The following is an 18,832-nucleotide window of genomic DNA, read 5'->3' on the forward strand; positions in this document are numbered from 1 at the left end:
CCGGGCCGGACGTATGGTGCGCCCATGAAGAACTCCATCCTCCCCGTGATCGCGGCCAGCGCCCTGGCCTTCTCCCTCGCCGCCTGCGGCTCCGACGACGGTGGCTCGGAGAGCGAGGCCGGCGGGGGCGAGGCGGCCGGCGCCGACCTCGACCTCGTGACCGACGGCACCCTGACCGTCTGCTCCGACGTCCCCTACCCCCCGTTCGAGGACTTCGACGAGTCCACCGACTCCGGCTTCACCGGCTTCGACGTCGACATCGTCAGCGCGGTGGCCGAAGGTCTGGACCTCGAGCTCGAGATCAAGGACTCCTCCTTCGACGCGCTGCAGTCCGGTCTCGCTCTCAACTCCGGTGACTGCGACCTGGCCGCCTCGGCCATGACCATCACCGAGGAGCGCCAGGAGAACCTCGCCTTCTCCGACGGCTACTACGACTCCCAGCAGTCCCTCCTCGTCCCCGCCGACTCCGACATCGCGGGGATCGACGACCTCCCCGGACGGACGGTCGGCGTGCAGCAGGGCACGACGGGTGAGGCCTACACCCAGGAGAACGCCCCCGACGCGACCATCACCGCCTTCCCCAGCAACGCCGAGCTGTTCCAGGCCATCCAGGCCGGGCAGATCGACGCGATCCTGCAGGACCTGCCGGTGAACATCGACAACGCCGAGAACGGTGACTTCGAGGTCGTCGAGGAGTACTCCACCGACGAGACCTACGGCCTGGCGATGCAGCAGGACAACACCGCCCTGGTGGAGGCCGTCAACGAGCAGCTGAGCGAGCTGCGCGACAGCGGCGAGTACGACGAGATCTACGACTCGTACTTCAGCACCGAGGACTGAGCCGACGCCAGATGGGCTCTCTGACCCGCACGCAGCGACAGCGGGCCGTACGGCTGACGCTGTACGCCCTCTTCGTCGTCCTGGCCGTCACCTTCGTGCTCATCGCGGACTGGGAGGCGATCTCGTCGAGCTTCTTCCTCGTCGAGGGCTTCACCGGCACCTGGCAGGACTTCGTGTTCGTCGGGGCACGCAACACCATCCTCTACACGGTCATCGCCTTCGTCGGCGGCTTCGTGCTGGCGATGGTCCTGGTGCTCATGAAGCTGGCACCGGTGGCGCCCTTCCGCTGGCTGGCGACGGCCTACATCGAGCTGTTCCGTGGCCTTCCCGCGCTGGTCGTCATCCTGTTCATGGCTCTCGGCGTCCCCATCGCCTTCGGGTGGCGACCGCCCGGTGGCACCATCGGCGCCGGCCTGGTCGGGCTCATGCTGGTGGCCGCCGCCTACATGGCGGAGACCATCCGGGCCGGCATCGAGGCGGTCCCCAAGGGTCAGACCGAGGCGGCGCGGTCGCTCGGCATGAGCGGCCCGTGGACCATGGCCACGGTCGTCATGCCGCAGGCGCTGCGGATCGTCATCCCCCCGCTGACCAACGAGCTGGTCATCCTCATCAAGGACACGTCGTTGCTCTTCGTCGTCGGGATGGCGGCCAACGAGAAGGAGCTCACCACCATGGCGCGGGACTTCATGGCGAGCGGCCCGTCGGCCGGCACCGCCACCAGTCTGGTCTTCGCCTGCCTGATGTACCTCGCGATCACCCTGCCGCTCACCCGCGTGGTGGCGTGGCTCGAGCGTCGACAGAAGAGGTCCCGCTGATGACGACCCGACTGCACCCGACCCAGCAGATCGACCACGGCGCCCCGGCCATCGAGATCCGCGACCTGCACAAGTCCTTCGGCGACAACCACGTCCTCACCGGCATCGACTTCCACGTCGACTCCGGTCAGGTCGTCTGCGTCATCGGCCCGTCCGGCTCCGGCAAGTCGACGCTGCTGCGCTGCGTCAACCGGCTCGAGGAGCCCACCTCGGGCCAGGTGCTCATCGAGGGCATCGACATCACCGACCCGGAGACCGAGCTCGACGCGGTCCGGTCCCGGATCGGCATGGTGTTCCAGCAGTTCAACCTCTTCAGCCACATGACCGTGCTGCGCAACCTCACCATCGCGCAGCAGCGGGCGAAGAAGCGCAGCCGCAGGGAGGCCGAGGAGGTCGCCCGCGGCAACCTCGACCGGGTCGGGCTGTCGGACAAGGTCGACGCCTACCCGGCCCACCTGTCGGGTGGCCAGCAGCAGCGCGTCGCCATCGCCCGGGCGCTGTCCATGGACCCGGACATGATGCTCTTCGACGAGCCCACCTCGGCGCTGGACCCCGAGCTGGTCGGCGACGTGCTCGACGTCATGAAGACGCTGGCGGGCGAGGGCATGACGATGATGGTCGTCACCCACGAGATGGGCTTCGCCCGGGAGGTCGGCGACAAGCTCGTCTTCATGGCCGACGGCGTCATCTGCGAGGAGGGCGACCCGCGCGAGGTGCTCAGCAACCCCCGGGAGGCACGCACCCAGGAGTTCCTCTCCAAGGTCCTCTAGGGGCGCGGCGCGTCGCGCGGCGTCGGCGTGCTCAGCGCTCGGCGAGGTCCTTGAGCCGGGCCAGGCCCCTCTCGAAGTCCTTGCCGACGAGCCGGTCCATCGACATGACCCGGCCGAGCACCCGCATGACGCCGGTGTGCCGGCCGGACATACTCCAGGTCACCAGGGTCCGGTCCTGCTCCGGCTGCGGGACGAGGTCGAAGCGGATGTCGTTGTCGGTCGGGAACGGCTTCTCGAAGTGCAGGTCGATCTGCACCGAGCGCGGCGCCTGCGCCCCGGTGATGCGCATCGACCCGGCGCCGGCCTTGGTGCTGCCGTCCCAGGCGTACTCCGACCCCACCCCCGACTTGGGCCCGGAGTAGCTGCGGTGCATGCGCGGGTCCAGCGCCTCCCAGGGCGACCAGTCCCGCCAGCGCCGGAAGTCGACGAGCTCGGTGAAGATGCGCTCGGGAGGAGCCTGCACGAGGATGCTGCGCGAGGTGGCGTAGGGCAGCGGCGCCAGTGGCATATGGGTCCCTCCTGTCACTGGTCGAACCACTGGGGCTCGTCGGGGTCCGGCCAGACCAGCTCCGGCCGTTGCAGGTCGGTGTTGTCGACGATCCACTCCGGCGCCCACGTGCGGGCCTGCAGCCGGTAGAGGCGCTGCGCCTCAACGTAGCGCGCGTTGGCCGGATGTCCGGGCAGGTCGTCCCCGGACACGCGGGAGGCGGGGAACCGCGCGTTGCCGCGGGGCACCGTCACCGACTCCGGCGCGGTGACCAGGCACGTGGCGTCCCACTCTCCGCGCAGCTCCGGACGCCGCAGGAAGACCCCCTCCACCAGGAGGACGGCGTCCTCGGAGAGACCGACCGGCTCGGGGGAGACCGGCTCCTCGCGGCCGACGTCGAAGACCGCGGGCACGATGTCCCCGCCTGCCCGGAACGGCCAGAGGACGGCCCGGCGCAGCGCGTCGTAGTCGTAGGAGTCCTGGTAGCAGGTCATCCCGGTCCGGCCGCGTGCGTAGCGCTCCTGGCGGGGGTGGTGGAAGCCGTCCACCGAGACCGCGTGCAGCTCGCGGCCGGCCACGTGCGGGGCGAGGGCCACCAGCTCGGCCGCCAGCCGCGTCTTGCCCACCCCGTCCGGGCCGTCCAGGGCGATGACCGCACGCTCCCCCGGGCGGACGGCGAGCATGAGTCCGAGCAGGTCGACGAGGACGAGCTGGCGCAGCGGCAGGAACCCGGGAGCAGTCACCCGCTCAAGGGTATGCGGTGGGTGTCGCCCCACTCCATGTAGACGCCGTTGTCGAGCAGCGTGGCGTCCGGCGGCGGCGGCTTCTCGACGAACCCGAAGGTGCGGTAGAGCGAGCGGGCCCGGGTGTTGTCCGCGCTCACGTCCAGCCAGACCCGGCGCACCCGGGGTCCGGCCAGGGCGTGCTCGAGCAGGTGGCGCAGGAGCAGCCGCCCCAGGCCCTGGCCACGGCCCTCGGGGGCCACGACCATGCGGCGGATCTCCACGACGTCGCCACCGCCGACGCCGACGAGGATGCCGAAGGCGATCACCCGGTCGAGCCGGTCGACGAGCACCCAGTGCTCGAGGTCCGGGTCCTGCAGCGCCTGCTCGTGCCAGTCGTGCCCGCCCTGGCCGAGGAAGGGACTGGTGTCCATCGCCTCCTCGAAGCTGACCACGGCAGCGAGGTCGCCGGGCCGGGTCTGCCGCAGGTGCGACCCGACCACCAGACCACCGCGGTCCCGACCCAGGGGCCGGTCCCGCACGTGCGGCGCGCCGCTGGCCCGCGGGGTCGTGACGACGATCATCTCCAGGTCCTCGTCGCCGTCGTTGCGCATGAAGTGGCGGGTGCGCGGGGGCACCTCGATGCCGGACCCGGGCGGCACCTGCACCTCGCGACGTCCGAGGGTCATCGTGCCCGTTCCCGCGAGGACGTAGAAGAACTGCCGACCCCGGTCGTGGGTGTGCGGCTGGGCGGCGGTGCCGGACGGCATGTGCTCGTGCACCACCGTGAGATCGCCGCGGTCGACGAGGTGGAACGCGCGGCACACCTCGTGCCACGTGGACTGGCGGGCGGTCTGCCGGCTGATGGGGTCCGGTGCCATGACCAGACGTTACCCGGTGCGCTGTTGCCGGCGCGTCACCCGACGGTCACGGTGGGCGCGCCGGTCGAGGTGCCGGCGCCGCCGTCCTCGGGCTCGCCCATCTCCTCGGCGATCCGCATGGCCTCCTCCAGCAGGGTCTCGACGATCTGGCTCTCGGGCACGGTCTTGACGACCTCGCCCTTGACGAAGATCTGCCCCTTGCCGTTGCCGGAGGCGACCCCGAGGTCGGCCTCCCGGGCCTCGCCCGGACCGTTGACCACGCAGCCCATGACGGCCACGCGCAGCGGCACCTCGAGCCCCTCCAGGCCGGCGGTGACCTCCTCGGCGAGGGTGTAGACGTCGACCTGGGCCCGCCCGCAGGAGGGGCAGGAGACGATCTCCAGCTTGCGCGGCTTGAGGTTGAGGCTCTGGAGGATCTGGTTGCCGACCTTGACCTCCTCCACCGGCGGGGCGGACAGCGAGACCCGGATGGTGTCGCCGATGCCCTGGGACAGCAGCGCCCCGAAGGCGACGGAGGACTTGATGGTGCCCTGGAAGGCCGGGCCGGCCTCGGTGACGCCGAGGTGCAGCGGCCAGTCACCCCGCTCGGAGAGCATCTCGTAGGCGCGCACCATGACGACCGGGTCGTTGTGCTTCACCGAGATCTTGAAGTCGTGGAAGTCGTGCTCCTCGAAGAGGCTGGCCTCCCACACCGCGGACTCGACCAGCGCCTCGGCCGTCGGCTTGCCGTACTTGTCCAGCAGCCGCTTGTCCAGGGATCCGGCGTTGACGCCGATGCGGATGGACACTCCCGCGTCCTTGGCGGCCTTCGCGATCTGCTTGACCTGGTCGTCGAACTTGCGGATGTTGCCCGGGTTGACCCGGACCGCCGCGCACCCGGCGTCGATCGCCGCGTAGACGTACTTCGGCTGGAAGTGGATGTCGGCGATGACCGGGATCTGCGACTTCTTCGCGATGGCCGGCAGCGCGTCCGCGTCGTCCTGGCTGGGGCAGGCGACCCGCACGATGTCGCACCCGGTGGCGGTGAGCTCGGCGATCTGCTGCAGGGTCGCGTTGATGTCGGTCGTCGGCGTGGTCGTCATCGACTGGACCGAGATCGGGGCGTCCCCGCCCACCTCCACCTTGCCGACCTTGATCTTGCGGGTCGGGCGCCGGGGCGCGAGGACGGGAGGCGGGGCGGAGGGCATACCGAGGGAGATGGGGACACCAGCAGTCATGCGCTCATTGTCGCACCCCGGGCTGGTGTCTCCCTGGGCACCCGCTGGGCGCGGGTCAGCCGAGCTGCACCGGGCGGACGATGTCGGCGTAGATGAGCAGGGCGGTCATCCCCAGGAGCCCGACGGCGACGGCGTACGCGACCGGCAGCGCGGCAGCCGTGTCGACCGGGCCGGGGTCGGGCCGGCGGAACACCCGGGCCCAGGTCTTCTTCACACCCTCCCAGAGCGCCCCCGCGATGTGCCCGCCGTCCAGCGGCAGCAGCGGGATGAGGTTGAAGACGAACAGCGCCATGTTGAGCGAGGCCAGGAGCGACACCAGCAGCCAGAACCGCTCCTGCGCGGTCTCCACGAGCCCGCCCAGACCGTCCTGGGTGACCTCGCCGGCCACCCGCCCGACGCCGACGACCGACATCGGCCCGTTGGGGTCGCGCTCCTCGGCGCCGAACGCGGCCTGCGCCACGTCCACCATGCGCTGCGGGAGGGTGAGGACGATCCCCGCCGTCCCGGTGAACATCTCCCCCACGACGGGGGGGACCGAGGTGAGCGGCTGCGGCTCGTTGACGACGGTCGGGGAGGCACCGAGGAAGCCGACCTCCCCGTAGACCAGCTCACCCTCGTCGTCGAGCACAGGCTCCCCCTCGGCGGTCACGAGGGGGCGTTCCCGCAGCACCAGGTCCGCGGTCAGGGTCTGCGTGGTGTCACCGCGCTCGACGACGAAGGTCGCCTGCTCACCGGCGTTCTGGATGGCGTAGGTGGTCGAGGCCCAGTCCTCGACGGGCGTGCCGTCGACGGAGACGATGGTGTCGCCGACCTCGAACCCGGCCTCGGCCGCCGGCGAGGCGGGCTGGCCGTCGCAGTCGTCGTCCGCGACGTCCGTGTTGGCGCAGGCGGCCACCTGGCTGACCGTCGGTGTCCCGACGGGCAGGCCCTGCACGGTCAGCAGCAGGGTGATGAGCACGGCGCTGATCGCGAGGTTCATCAGCGGACCCCCGGCCATGACGACGATCCGCTTCCAGACCGGCAGCCGGTAGAACACGCGGTCCTCGTCGCCGGGCCCGACCTCCTCCAGCGACTCCTCCCGGGCCTGCTCGACCATGAGGTGCAGCGGGTTGGAGCTGCTGGCCCGCAGCCGGCCGCCGTCACCGGCGCGAGGCGGGAACATCCCGATCATCCGGATGTAGCCGCCCAACGGGATCGCCTTGACGCCGTACTCGGTCTCCCCCCGGGTGCGTGACCAGAGCGTGGGGCCGAAACCCACCATGTACTGGGTCACCCGGACCTTGAAGAGCTTGGCCGGGACCAGGTGGCCGATCTCGTGCAGAGCGATCGAGACGGCGATGCCCACGAACACCACGAGCACGCCGAGCAGGTAGAGCATGCGAACCTCCTCCTCAGCCCCGGCCGAGGGACTGGATCCGGTGGGCGGCGGCGGCCCGCGCCCAGGCGTCGGCGGCCAGCACCTGGTCCACCGAGAGGTCAACACCTGCGGCGGCGGTGGAGTTCCCGGCGTGCTCGCCCACGACCTGTCCGACGACCTCGACGATGCCGGTGAAGGGCAGCGTGCGGGCGTGGAACGCCGCGACGCACACCTCGTTGGCGGCGTTGTAGACCGCCGGGAAGGTCCCGCCCTCCTGGCCGACCTGACGCGCCAGCCGCACCGCCGGGAAGGCCTCGTCGTCCAGCGGCAGGAACTCCCAGCTCGTGGCACGGCTCCAGTCGCAGGCCGGGGCGACGTCGGCCAACCGGTCCGGCCAGGCCAGACCGAGCGCGATGGGGATGTGCATGGTCGGCGGCGAGGCCTGCGCGATCGTCGAGCCGTCGACGAACTCGACCATGGAGTGGACCACCGACTGCGGGTGGACCACCACGTCGATGGCCTCGAAGTCTACGTCGAAGAGCAGGTGGGCCTCGATGACCTCCAGGCCCTTGTTGACCAGGGTCGCCGAGTTGGTGGTGACCACCTGTCCCATGTCCCAGGTGGGGTGGGCGAGCGCCTGCTGCGGGGTGACGTGCGTCAGCTGGTCGCGGCTCATCCCCCGGAACGGTCCCCCGCTGGCGGTGAGCACCAGCCGGCGCACCTCGTCGGCCCTGCCCGAGCGCAGCGCCTGGGCGATGGCGCTGTGCTCGGAGTCGACGGGCACGATCTGCCCGGGCGCGGCGGCACCGGTGACGAGGCGGCCGCCGACGATGAGCGACTCCTTGTTGGCCAGGGCGAGGGTGCTGCCCGCGCCCAGCGCGGCGAGGGTCGGGCGCAGGCCGATGCTGCCGGTGACCCCGTTGAGCACGACGTCGGCCCCTGCACCCGAGACCTGCACCACCCCCTCTGCCCCCGTGAGGACCTCGGGCCGGTATGCCGGCCGCCCCGCCGCGCGGGCGGCCTCGGCCAGGGCGTCCTCGAGGACCGTGACCACCGCGTCGTCGTCGCGGGCGACGGCCAGCAGCGGGACGTCGAGCTCGACGGCCTGGGCCGCGAGGAGTCGCGGGTCGCTGCCGCCGGCGGCCAGGGCGTGCACCCGGAACCGGTCGGGGTGCGCCCGGACGACGTCGATCGCCTGGGTGCCGATCGACCCGGTCGAGCCGAGGATGGTCAGGCTGCGTGCACTCACACCGGTCATTGTGCCTGCCGGCACCGTCAGGTCGGCGCGTGGCGGGGCCCCGGGACCGGCTCGACCACCCGGGACACCCATTCGCGGACCAGGCCGCGCAGCGCCTCCGGGGACGTCGGGGCGAAGGTCGGTGCCGGCCGGGAGGCGGTGCCCTCGCCTGCGGCGGGCGCGGTGGCCGGGTCGCCGGGGGACGCGGCCGGCGCCCACGCCACGTGGCACCCGGAGTCCCCGACGGCGAGCAGGACCGACTCCTCGGTCCCCGAGCCGGGCCGCGCGAGCGTGAGCTCGGCCAGCAGGCGCGCCCCGAGCGTCACCGCCGCAGCGTCCGGGTCCTCCGGGTCCAGGACGACCGGCTCGCCCCGACCCGCTGCCGCGTCCGGGGGCAGCAGCGGCGCGAGCGCCTGCTCGGCGAGCCGGCCCGGGTCGACGAGCAGGTCCAGCCCGTGCCACCCGCCCGGGTGCAGGTCCTCGACCACCCCGCCCGCCGCGATGAGGTGCAGCAGGCGCAGGTCCGGGTGCTCCTCGGCCCCGGCGAGGCGTCGTTCGACGACGATCAGGGCCTCGGCGGCGACCCGGACGTCGAGCATCACCAGGACGAGGTCGGCGAACGGAGCGCCGGTCGCGAGCGCGCCCTCCGCGTCGATGAGTCCCCGCCCCTGCAGCGACTGCACCGCCTCCGGCCGACCCGGTCGGTGCGCGACCGGCGCCACGGGCCGGTCCGCTCGCTCCGGTCGACCGGTGGTGCCACGGCGGTCGTCACCGGCCCCCTCGTGCGCGGAGGCGTCGAGCAGACGGGCGTGGGCGTCCTCCAGCACCTCGAGCTCGGCGGGGGTCACCACCAGCACCGGCCCGCCCCACGGACCGGACCCGCCCGGGGTGGCCCAGGGGTCGCCGGGCACCGTGGGGTCGCTCACGGGTCCCACCGCCCGAGCCGCACCGGGCCCGGCAGCACGGGCACGCGCACGACCGGCATGAGCAGCGGGTCTCCCGCCCTGCGCCACCACTCCCGGACCGACTCCGTGCCAGGCAGCCGACCGACGACGCGGTCGACCATCTCCCGGGCGGGCAGGCGCACCCTGACCGCAGGCAGACCCACGACCCGGTGACGCGCGTCGGGGAGGGCGCGGCGGACCTCACGCAGCCGTCCCAGGGCCCGGTGGGAGGCGAGAGCGACCCGTCGGCCGGTCCGCTGCAGGAAGCGTGGGCCGTGCCTCCGGGCGTACCGGACGAGGGCCGAGCCGCCGTCCCACGCCGCGTTGCCCGACGACCAGGCCGCCCAGGCCGTGAGGAGACCGACGCCGACCCCACCGACCGCAGGGTGGACGAGGGTGCCCGGCACCACCAGGAACCCCCCGACGATCCCGGCGGCGGCGAGACCCCTCGTCACCTCGCCCCTCCACCCGGCGTAGCCGCCCCCGTCACGCACGTCGCCCCACGCCCCGAACCAGGCCGTGACCAGGCGGTGCGGCCCCGGGACCAGGGCCACCCGACCGAGGACGGCCCCTCCGCGGACCCGCACCAGGGCACGCAGCCGGGACAGCGCGTGCGCGGCCCGGCGCAGCGCCTCCCGTCGCACGTGGGCGGCCCGGGACCAGCGGGCCCGGGCCAGCCGGACGACGACCTGGGTGGTGCGGACGACCCGCTCCCCGGTCCCCCAGGCGTACCCGAACGCCTCCACGGCCTTCCGGGGCGCGGTGGCCAGGTCACGCACCTCGTCGAGGAGGTCCCAGGCCTGCGAGACCTGGCGCGCGGCGCCGCGCTCCCGCTCCCGGAAGTCGTCCTCCAGCGCGACGACGCGGCGGCACGCGAGCGCCTCCTCGTGCTGCAGCTGCTCGATCCGACGCCGACGGAGCAGCTCCAGCGCGGGCTCGGGCGGCGGTCCCGGCAGCTGCAGCGCCAGGATCTCGGCCCGGGCACGTCCGGCCCGCCGGGTCCACGTGTGCACCTCCCGGGTCGCCACCCGCGCGGCGGCGGCGCAGTCCAGCACGGCCGCCGCCGCCTCCCGCGGCGGTGCTGCCGCCGCCCGGGTGAGCCGGTGCACCTCCCGGGCCCGTGCTGCGGCCTGCCACGCGGCGAGCCCGGACCACCCCGAGGGCTGCGGCGCACCCCTCAGCACGCGGTCCGCCGCGGCCTCGATCTGGTCCCCGGCCGCCTGCAACGACCGTGCCGCCTGCTCCATCTCCTCGGGCGAGGTCGCCAGCACCGAGGTGCTCATGGCGCCAGCCCCGTCCGGGGGCTGCGGGCCCAGCCCCCGGCCAGGGACCTCTCCAGCTCGAGGTAGTCGGCCCGCGCCTGGCGCACCGCCCGCGCCAGGCACTCCCCCTGCCCGGCGACCTCGAGCACCCTGCAGCGCCCCCGCCCGGCGGCGTCCGTCGCGGCGCGGCTCAGCAGGCCACCCCCGCCGCCGCGGCCACGCCCTGGAGGGCGCGGGCGAGCCCGTCGGCGACCTCCTCCAGCGCTCCCCCGGCCGCCTCCAGCTCCCCCGCGGCGGCCTGCAGGTGCTCGCCGTCCACGCGCACGGCATACCCCATGTGCTCCCCCTCGATCTCCTGCCGGGCACGGCACGCCCGACTGCCACCGAGGCTAGGGCAGGTGCAGCCCGCCGGACGGCGTTGTCCACAGGCTCCCGGCCCCCGGTGCCCGGGTCAGGGACGGAGCACCGGACGCAGACCGTCCAGGACCGAGACGTCCTCGATCGTCGAGGGCACCATGGGGGTGTCGCCGTCCGCGATCTGGCGCATCGTCCGGCGCAGGATCTTGCCCGAGCGTGTCTTGGGCAGCGCCTCGACGACGTCCACCTGGCGCAGCGAGGCGACCGGACCGACCTCGGCCCGCACCCGGGCCACCAGCTCGTGGCGCAACCGCTCCTGGGCGGCCTCGTCCGCCTCGACCCCCGACTTGAGCACGACCAGGGCGCGGGGCACCTGGCCCTTGAGGTCGTCGGCCACGCCGATGACGGCGCACTCCGCGACGGCCGGGTGCCCGGCCAGGGCCTCCTCCAACGCTCCCGTGGACAGACGGTGCCCGGCCACGTTGAGCACGTCGTCGGTGCGACCCATGACGAAGACGTAGCCGTCCTCGTCGACGTACCCGCCGTCGCCGGAGAGGTAGTGGCCCTCGTAGGTGGACAGGTAGGAGGAGACGAAGCGCTCGTCGTCCTGCCACAGGGTCGGGAGACAGCCGGGTGGGAGCGGCAGCCGCAGACAGATCGCCCCCTCCGTCCCGGCGGGCACCTCCTCGCCACGCTCGTCGAGCACGCGGACGTCGTAGCCGACGGTCGCCGGGCCGGGGCTGCCGGGGCGGATGTCCAGCAGGGCACCCTCGGGACCCACCGGGTTGATGGCGATCGGCCAGCCGGTCTCGGTCTGCCACCAGTTGTCGACGACCGGGACGCCCAGGTGGTCGGACGCCCACCGCCAGGTGTCCGGGTCCAGACGCTCCCCGGCGAGGAAGAGCGCGCGCAACGAGGAGAGGTCGTGGCCGGGGACGAGCTCGGCCCGCGGGTCCTGCTTCTTGATCGCCCGGATGGCGGTCGGGGCGGTGAACGCCGCGACCACCCGGTGCTCGGCGATCATCCTCCAGTAGGCACCGGCGTCCGGCGTCCCGACCGGCTTGCCCTCGAAGAGGATGGTCGTGGCCCCGGTGAGCAGCGGGGCGTAGACGATGTAGGAGTGCCCGACCACCCAGCCGACATCGGACCCGCAGAGCCACGTCTCCCCGGGCTGGACGCCGTAGAGGTGCGTCATCGACCAGCGCAGCGCCACGGCATACCCGCCGCTGTCGCGGACGATCCCCTTGGGCCGGCCGGTCGTGCCGGAGGTGTAGAGGACGTAGAGCGGGTCGGTCGCCCGCACCGGCACGCAGGCCGCCGGCGCGACGGCGTCGGGATGCATGAGGCTGGCCCAGTCGAGGTCCCGCTCCCCGAGCTCGCAGGTCAGCTGCTCCCGCTGGAGGATGACGCAGTGGGCGGGCCGGTGCGCGGAGCGGGCGATCGCCTCGTCGAGCATCGGCTTGTAGGGCACGACGCGGTTCGGCTCGATGCCACAGCTCGCCGAGACGACGACCGTGGGGCGCGCGTCCTCGATGCGTGCGGCGAGCTCGGCGGGCGCGAAGCCCCCGAACACCACGGAGTGCACCGCACCGATGCGGGCGCAGGCCAGCATGGTGATGACCGCCTCGGGGACCATCGGGAGGTAGACGACGACGCGGTCGCCCTTCCGCACCCCGAGGTCGCGCAGCACGCCGGCGAAGCGGGCCACGAGGTCGAGCAGCTCGGCGTAGGTCCACCGCCGGACGGTGCCCGTGACCGGGCTGTCGTGGATGAGGGCCGTCTGGTCGGCCCGGCCGTGCACCACGTGCCGGTCCAGGGCGTTGTAGCAGACGTTGAGGGTGCCGTCCGGGAACCAGTGGTGGAACGGGGCGTCCCCGTCGTCGAGGACCTCGCGCGGCCGGTGGATCCAGTCGATCGCGCCCGCCGCCTCCCCCCAGAAGGTGCGGGGGTCGGCGAGGCTGGAGGCGACCTGCTCGCGGTAGGCCTGCTGCGGGGTGGCGTCGCTGCTCATAGGGCCATCACACACCCCGCGACGGCCGCGCGCCAGGTCCGGTCGCCGGGCGGTCGTCCGCGCGCGCCGGGCGGTGGGAGGGGTGACGCCGGCCGGCCGCTAGGGTCGCTCGGTATGCAGCAGCACCAGGGCCCGGTGAGCGAGCAGGTCTGCGACCGGCCCGTCGGTGCGGGAGAGACGTCCGAGGTGCGCTACGGTCGCGTCGAGCCCCACCCGTGCCCGGACGACCGCGAGGTCGAGGACCCCGGCACCTGGGGGCGCTGGCTGCGGGCGGAGGGCCCGCTGCCGCCCCTGCGGGTGCAGGGCGTGGACCTCACCCTCGACCGGGAGCTGCTGCTGGCCCGCGACGACCTCGGCGACCTCGTCGTGCTCGGTGGCCGGCTGGACGCGGAGGTGGAGACGCACCTGCGCCGGGCCGGGGCCCTCGTCTTCCCCGCCGCGCCGCACGCACCGGTCGACCCCTACCGCGCCCACCTCTACACCGCCGAGGAGCTCTACGCCGGGGTGGAGGAGCACGGCTACGAGCGCACCCCGGACGCGCGCGCCTACCGCTGGTTCGAGGACGCGACCGTCCGCCACGACGCCTACGTCACCGCGCTGCGGGCGATCCACGACGACGCCATGACCGACGCCCTCGTCGCCGCGCTGGGCGGCCGCCGGGTCGTCGGGGTCATGGGCGGGCACGCGCTCCGGCGAGGGGGCGAGGACTTCGCCGCCGCCGCCCTGCTCGGCCACCGGCTGGCCGCCCGCGGCGGCGTGGTCCTGACCGGCGGCGGTCCGGGGGCCATGGAGGCCGCCAACCTCGGCGCCTGGGCCGCTGACGAGGAGGTGCTCGACCGGGCCCTGCAGGTGCTGGCGCAGGTGCCCGACTTCGCGCCGGACATCGGGGCCTGGGCGCGGCCGGCCCTGCGGCTGCGGGCCGAGGTCGGGGCCGGTGACGGCGCGGGCCCGCGCCGGCTGCGCAGCGTGGGCATCCCCACCTGGTACTACGGTCACGAGCCGCCCAACGCCTTCGGCCAGCTCATCGCGAAGTTCTTCTCCAACGCGCTGCGCGAGGACCTGCTGCTCGCGCAGTCGCGGCACGGCCTCGTCGTCCTGCCGGGGGCGGCCGGGACGGTGCAGGAGGTCTTCCAGATGGCGACGCGGCTCTACTACGAGGTGGACGCCGAGGACGGGCTCACCCCCCTGGTCCTGGTGGGCCGGGAGCACTGGACGACCCGGCTGCCCGTGTGGCCGCTGCTGGAGGCGCTGGCCGCGGACCGGCCGATGGCGGGTGCCCTGCACCTCGTCGACACCGTCGAGGAGGCTGCGGACCTGCTCCGCTGAGGTGCCTCAGGAGGGCTGGGCGGTCGCCGCGAGCTGCCCGCAGGCGCCGTCGATGTCCGACCCGCGGGTGTCGCGCACGGTCGTGGGGATGCCGTGGGCCAGCAGCCGCTCGACGAACTGCTGCTCGACCCCGCGCCGGGAGGCGGTCCACTTGCTCCCCGGGGTGGGGTTCAGCGGGATGGGGTTGACGTGCACCCACCCGCGCCCGCGCGCGTTGAGCTTCTCGCCGAGCAGGTCGGCCCGCCACGCCTGGTCGTTGATGTCCCGGATGAGGGCGTACTCGATGGAGACGCGGCGACCCGTGGTCTCGAAGTAACGACGGGCGGCGTCGAGGGCCTCGTCGACCTTCCAGCGGGTGTTGATCGGCACCAGCTCGTCGCGCAGCTCGTCGTCCGGGGCGTGCAGGGACAGGGCGAGGGTGACGGGGATGCCCTCCCCCGCCAGCTTGTCGATGGCCGGGGCCAGTCCGACCGTCGACATGGTCACCCCCCGCGCGGACATGCCCAGGCCGTGCGGGGAGGGGTCGACCAGGCGATGGATCGCGCCGAGGGACGCCTTGTAGTTGGCCAGCGCCTCACCCATGCCCATGAAGACCACGTTGCTGACGCGCACCTGGTCGGCCGCCTCGCCCTCGTCCTCGCCCCCGGCCAGCTGGCCGGGGCGCAGCGCCCGGGCCGCGGCGACGACCTGCTCGACGATCTCCGCGGTCGACAGGTTGCGGGTGAGCCCGGCCTGGCCGGTCGCGCAGAACGGGCAGTTCATCCCGCACCCGGCCTGGCTCGAGATGCACATCGTCACCCGGCCGGGGTAGCGCATGAGCACCGACTCGACCATGGCGCCGTCGTGCAGCCGGTGCACCTGCTTGAGCGTGGCGCCGTCGTCGGCGGACAGCGATCGCACGGGGGTGAGCAGCGGGGGCAGCAGGCCCTCGACGAGCTCTCGCCGGCCCACCTTCGGCAGGTCGGTCATCTGGTCCGGGTCGGTGACGAGCCGTTCGAAGTAGTGGCGGCTCACCTGGTCGGCACGGAACCCGGGGATGCCGAGCTCGGTGGCCCACTCCTTGCGCCCGGCCAGGTCGTGGTCGGCGAGGTGGGTCGGGGCCTTGCCCCGGCGGGGCGCACGGAAGGTGAGCTGTCCGGGGACGGGGCGGTCGGCGGTCGGGGCGGGGAGATCGGTCGTCATGGCACTCCCAGTGTCTCAGGCGTTCAGACCAGCAGGTGCAGCAGCGCCCAGCAGACGGGCACGGTCACGACGAGGGAGTCCAGCCGGTCCATCACCCCGCCGTGGCCGGGCAGGATGCTGCTCATGTCCTTGATGCCGAGGTCCCGCTTGATCGCGGACTCGGCCAGGTCGCCGACGGTGGCGAAGGCGGCCGCGCACGCGCCCACCACGAGCCCCGCCCACCAGGCCCCGTCCAGGAGCCAGAAGACGCAGACGGCCCCCACGACGGCGCTCGTGGCCACCGACCCGGCGAAGCCCTCCCAGGACTTCTTCGGCGACAACGAGGGGGACATCGGGGTGCGTCCTCGCAGGACGCCCACGGCATACCCTCCGGTGTCGGAGGCCACGGTGACGAGGATGAAGGTGATGATCCGACCGACGCCGTCCGGCTGCGCCAGCATGAGCGAGGCGATGGCGGCGAGCAGGGGGACGTAGGCCACGATGAAGACGCCGCCGGCGACGTCGCGGGCGGCGTCCCGGGGAGAGCCGATGCTGCGCCACACGAGGATGAGCGCCGTGGCAGTGGCGAAGCCGACCGCGAGTGCGTCCGCCCCCTGGTAGTAGGCGAGCGGCACCAGCCCGACCGAGGCGAAGACCGGCACCCGGGGCGGGTCGACCCGGCCGGTGCGCAACGCCTGGTCCAGCTCCCAGACGCCGACCACCGCGGCGGCGGTGACGAGGTAGACGAACGCGGCCTTCCAGAAGACCAGGCTGGCCAGGATGACGAGCACCAGGCTGACGCCGACCGCGATGGCGGCGGGAAGGTTGCGGCCGGCCCGCGGGGGCCGGCGGGCCGACCTGGCCGCCCGCCGGGTGCCAGCATCCGCCGCGGGGGCCGTCGGGCTCGGCTCGGTCATCGGGTCCCTCCCCCTCGGGCTGAGCTGCTCACACCTCGAGCAGCTCGGCCTCCTTGTGCTTGAGGATGTCGTCGACGACGTCGACGTGCCGCCGGGTCAGGGCCTCGAGCTCCTTCTCCCCGCGGGTGCCGTCGTCCTCGCCGATCTCGCCGTCCTTGACCGCCTTGTCGATGACGTCCTTGGCGTGCCGGCGCACGTGCCGGACCGAGACCTTGGCGTCCTCCCCCTTGGCGTGGGCCAGCTTGATGTACTCGCGACGGCGCTCCTCGGTGAGCTGCGGCATGACGATCCGGATGGCGTTGCCGTCGTTGCTGGGGTTGGCCCCCAGGTCGGCCTCCCGCAGCGCCTTCTCGATGTCCTTCATCGCCGACTTGTCGTAGGGGGTGATGAGCACCGTGCGGGCGTCCTGGATGCTGAAGCTGGCGAGCTGCTGCAGCGGCGTCGGCGCACCGTAGTAGTCGACCTCGAGCTTGGTGAACATGCCGGGGTGGGCGCGGCCGGTGCGGATGGACGCCATGTCCTCGCGGGCCACCTCCAGCGCCTTGTCCATCTTCTCCTCGGCCTCCATGAGGGCCATCTCGACGACCTCGGACATCGTGGGTGCTCCTTGCGTGGTATGTCGTGGTGCGGCAGGTCCGTAGCGGTGCGGCGGTCAGCCCGCCGTCACGAGTGTCCCGATCCTCTCACCCTTGATCGCCCGGGTGATGGAGTCCTCGCCGTCCATCCCGAAGACGAGCATCGGCAGCTCGTTGTCCATGCAGAGGCTGAAGGCCGCGGCGTCGACCACGCGCAGGTTGCCGACGAGCGCGTCGGAGAAGGTCAGCTCGTCCAGCTTGCGGGCCTGGTCGTCGGTGCGCGGGTCCGCGGTGTAGACGCCGTCCACGCCGTGCTTGCTCATGAGCACCTGGTCGCACTTGATCTCCAGGGCCCGCTGCGCCGAGACGGTGTCGGTGGAGAAGTACGGCATCCCCGCGCCCGCACCGAAGATGACGACGCGCCCCTTCTCGAGGTGGCGCATGGCGCGACGCGGGATGTAGGGCTCGGCGACCTGGCCCATGGTGATGGCCGTCTGCACCCGGGTGTCCACGCCCTCCTTCTCCAGGAAGTCCTGCAGGGCCAGGCAGTTCATCACCGTCCCCAGCATGCCCATGTAGTCGGCCCGCGCCCGCTCCATCCCCCGCTGCTGCAGCTCGGCGCCGCGGAAGAAGTTGCCGCCGCCGATGACGACGGCGATCTGCACCCCGGTGCGGTGCGCGTCGGCGATCTGGTGGGCGATCCCCTTGACCACGTCCGGGTCGACGCCGACGTGCCCCCCACCGAAGGCCTCGCCGGAGAGCTTGAGCAGGACGCGACGCGCCCGCCCCGGGTGCTCGGAAGAGGTCTCGTGGCTCGTCGCGGTCCGGTGCGCGGGCGCGGTCGTGGTCATCAGGAGTCCTCCTGGGATCGAGGCTGGGCGGTCGCTCGATCCTGCCACACGCGCGGGGGTGCGGCGATCGCGCCGGCCGGGACGACGCCCGGTCAGCGCCGGGTCAGCGCGGCGTCGGGAGCTTGGTGCCCGCCACCTGACGCTCGTCCAGGACGGCGCGGCGGAAGCGGTAGAGGCGGGCCGGCCGCCCCCCGGTGTCCGGGGAGATCTCGCCGGTCTCCTCCACCAGCTCCTGCCCGGTGACCAGGCGCCGGAAGTTCTGCTTGTGCAGGCGTCGACCCGCGAGCGCCTCGACGGTGCGCTGGAGCCGGCCGAGGGTGAAGGTCTGCGGCACGAGCTCGAAGACCACGGGCCGGTACTGGATCGTGGCGCGCAGCCGGGACAGCGCGGTGGCCAGGATGCGCCGGTGGTCGGACTCCAGGGGGTCCCCCGGCACCAGGGACGCCCCCGCCTCGGGGATGAGGCCGGCCTCGTAGAGCAGCTCGTAGCGCTGCAGGGCCAGCTCGGGCGCCCAGGCCCGGCCGCCCAGGCCGAAGCAGATGTCGGCCCGGCGCCGGCGGGCGCTGCGTCCCCCGCCCCCGGCGCCCTCCACCCACTCCGTCAGCAGCGGTGCCACGGTCCGCTCCACCAGGAGCGCCCCCGACGTCCCCGGGTCCTCCACGGCGCGGTGGTCCTCCCAGGGGAAGAAGGCGTACCAGTCGCGCCACTGCGGGCCGGACACGGCACGGGTGAGGCCGAGGTAGGAGACCGAGACGGCCCGCCGCGCCCCCGGGTCGCCGTCGGCGAAGGTGTAGAGCTGCTCGACGTAGCCGAGCCGGTGCCCCGTCTGCTGCTCCACCCACGCGCTGAGCCCCGCCTGCATGGAGCGGTGCTCCGAGCGCAGGGGCCCGGCCGGCAGCCGCGGGCGCTCCCCCGAGGTCAGCACCAGGGGTCGGTCGGCGTCGACGGCGGTCACCACGGCGACCAGCTCGGCACTCAGGTCGGCGGGCACGGCCTCATGATGCCTCCCGCGGGCCCTGCCGACCACCTCGGCCCCCGGCCGGGCAGGGTCCCCCCGCCGCAGCACACCTGTCCGCCCGGCACGGCCCGGACGATGCCGGAA

General features: G+C 73.4%; 20 protein-coding genes. 4 read left to right on the forward strand and 16 right to left on the reverse strand.

What is annotated here, in order from left to right; genetic code table 11:
• Positions 1-24 precede the first annotated feature (24 nt).
• Genes FHD63_RS09305 through FHD63_RS09315 form a run of 3 tightly spaced genes read left to right on the forward strand, consistent with a single transcriptional unit; the run spans position 25 to position 2,425 of the window.
• Positions 25-840 (forward strand): transporter substrate-binding domain-containing protein, encoded by an 816-nt coding sequence (locus tag FHD63_RS09305; protein WP_139721821.1) that lies wholly within the window; start codon positions 25-27, stop codon positions 838-840.
• An 11-nt stretch (positions 841-851) separates the two neighbouring features.
• Positions 852-1,655 carry an amino acid ABC transporter permease gene (locus tag FHD63_RS09310; RefSeq protein WP_139721822.1) on the forward strand — a complete coding sequence of 268 codons (804 nt, stop codon included), beginning with the start codon at positions 852-854 and terminating at the stop codon, positions 1,653-1,655.
• The gene (locus FHD63_RS09315; RefSeq protein WP_139721823.1) at positions 1,655-2,425 is read left to right on the forward strand and encodes an amino acid ABC transporter ATP-binding protein; all 771 of its coding nucleotides are present in this window, start codon (positions 1,655-1,657) and stop codon (positions 2,423-2,425) included. The genes FHD63_RS09310 and FHD63_RS09315 overlap by 1 nt, the downstream gene beginning before the upstream one ends.
• Positions 2,426-2,456: 31 nt before the next feature.
• On the opposite strand, the gene FHD63_RS09320 is transcribed toward FHD63_RS09315, so the two are convergent.
• From FHD63_RS09320 to FHD63_RS09360, 11 genes are all read right to left on the reverse strand, one after another.
• A complete protein-coding gene (locus FHD63_RS09320) occupies positions 2,457-2,933 on the reverse strand; it encodes an SRPBCC family protein (RefSeq protein WP_139721824.1) in 477 nt (158 codons plus the stop codon).
• Between the two features lie 14 nt (positions 2,934-2,947).
• A complete protein-coding gene (locus FHD63_RS09325; protein WP_238705608.1) occupies positions 2,948-3,655 on the reverse strand; it encodes a nucleoside/nucleotide kinase family protein in 708 nt (235 codons plus the stop codon).
• A complete protein-coding gene (locus tag FHD63_RS09330) occupies positions 3,652-4,515 on the reverse strand; it encodes a GNAT family N-acetyltransferase (RefSeq protein ID WP_139721825.1) in 864 nt (287 codons plus the stop codon). Before FHD63_RS09330 ends, FHD63_RS09325 begins: the two co-directional genes overlap by 4 nt.
• Before the next feature lie 35 nt (positions 4,516-4,550).
• A complete protein-coding gene (ispG, locus tag FHD63_RS09335) occupies positions 4,551-5,732 on the reverse strand; it encodes a flavodoxin-dependent (E)-4-hydroxy-3-methylbut-2-enyl-diphosphate synthase (protein ID WP_139721826.1) in 1,182 nt (393 codons plus the stop codon).
• A 55-nt stretch (positions 5,733-5,787) separates the two neighbouring features.
• A complete protein-coding gene (locus tag FHD63_RS09340; protein ID WP_139721827.1) occupies positions 5,788-7,110 on the reverse strand; it encodes a M50 family metallopeptidase in 1,323 nt (440 codons plus the stop codon).
• A gap of 13 nt (positions 7,111-7,123) precedes the next feature.
• Positions 7,124-8,347 carry a 1-deoxy-D-xylulose-5-phosphate reductoisomerase gene (dxr, locus tag FHD63_RS09345; RefSeq protein ID WP_139721828.1) on the reverse strand — a complete coding sequence of 408 codons (1,224 nt, stop codon included), beginning with the start codon at positions 8,345-8,347 and terminating at the stop codon, positions 7,124-7,126.
• 17 nt (positions 8,348-8,364) lie between these two features.
• Complete coding sequence (locus FHD63_RS09350; protein WP_139721829.1) at positions 8,365-9,252, reverse strand: hypothetical protein; 888 nt, start codon at positions 9,250-9,252, stop codon at positions 8,365-8,367.
• Positions 9,249-10,553, reverse strand: a complete 1,305-nt coding sequence (locus FHD63_RS09355; protein WP_139721830.1) for a hypothetical protein — start codon at positions 10,551-10,553, stop codon at positions 9,249-9,251. Before FHD63_RS09355 ends, FHD63_RS09350 begins: the two co-directional genes overlap by 4 nt.
• Entirely contained in the window at positions 10,550-10,681 is a 132-nt protein-coding gene (locus tag FHD63_RS16895; RefSeq protein ID WP_275100569.1) for a hypothetical protein, read from the reverse strand. Before FHD63_RS16895 ends, FHD63_RS09355 begins: the two co-directional genes overlap by 4 nt.
• 41 nt (positions 10,682-10,722) lie before the next feature.
• Complete coding sequence (locus FHD63_RS15980) at positions 10,723-10,869, reverse strand: hypothetical protein (protein WP_158296746.1); 147 nt, start codon at positions 10,867-10,869, stop codon at positions 10,723-10,725.
• A 114-nt stretch (positions 10,870-10,983) separates the two neighbouring features.
• On the reverse strand, positions 10,984-12,900 hold the full coding sequence (locus tag FHD63_RS09360; protein ID WP_139721831.1) for a propionyl-CoA synthetase: 1,917 nt from the start codon (positions 12,898-12,900) through the stop codon (positions 10,984-10,986).
• 114 nt (positions 12,901-13,014) lie between these two features.
• Between FHD63_RS09360 and FHD63_RS09365 the strand changes: the two genes are divergently transcribed.
• Complete coding sequence (locus FHD63_RS09365) at positions 13,015-14,226, forward strand: LOG family protein (RefSeq protein ID WP_139721832.1); 1,212 nt, start codon at positions 13,015-13,017, stop codon at positions 14,224-14,226.
• A 6-nt stretch (positions 14,227-14,232) separates the two neighbouring features.
• On the opposite strand, the gene rlmN is transcribed toward FHD63_RS09365, so the two are convergent.
• From rlmN to FHD63_RS09390, 5 genes are all read right to left on the reverse strand, one after another.
• Positions 14,233-15,408 carry a dual-specificity RNA methyltransferase RlmN gene (gene rlmN, locus FHD63_RS09370; RefSeq protein ID WP_139721833.1) on the reverse strand — a complete coding sequence of 392 codons (1,176 nt, stop codon included), beginning with the start codon at positions 15,406-15,408 and terminating at the stop codon, positions 14,233-14,235.
• Between the two features lie 23 nt (positions 15,409-15,431).
• Positions 15,432-16,304, reverse strand: a complete 873-nt coding sequence (locus FHD63_RS09375) for a phosphatidate cytidylyltransferase (RefSeq protein ID WP_139721834.1) — start codon at positions 16,302-16,304, stop codon at positions 15,432-15,434.
• A gap of 28 nt (positions 16,305-16,332) precedes the next feature.
• The gene (gene frr, locus FHD63_RS09380) at positions 16,333-16,899 is read right to left on the reverse strand and encodes a ribosome recycling factor (protein ID WP_139721835.1); all 567 of its coding nucleotides are present in this window, start codon (positions 16,897-16,899) and stop codon (positions 16,333-16,335) included.
• 57 nt (positions 16,900-16,956) lie between these two features.
• A complete protein-coding gene (gene pyrH, locus FHD63_RS09385; RefSeq protein ID WP_139721836.1) occupies positions 16,957-17,730 on the reverse strand; it encodes a UMP kinase in 774 nt (257 codons plus the stop codon).
• A gap of 103 nt (positions 17,731-17,833) precedes the next feature.
• Entirely contained in the window at positions 17,834-18,721 is an 888-nt protein-coding gene (locus FHD63_RS09390; protein ID WP_202978361.1) for an NUDIX hydrolase, read from the reverse strand.
• Positions 18,722-18,832 lie beyond the last annotated feature (111 nt).

The organism is Serinicoccus chungangensis, assembly GCF_006337125.1.
GTDB classification, from domain to species: Bacteria; Actinomycetota; Actinomycetes; order Actinomycetales; family Dermatophilaceae; genus Ornithinicoccus; species Ornithinicoccus chungangensis.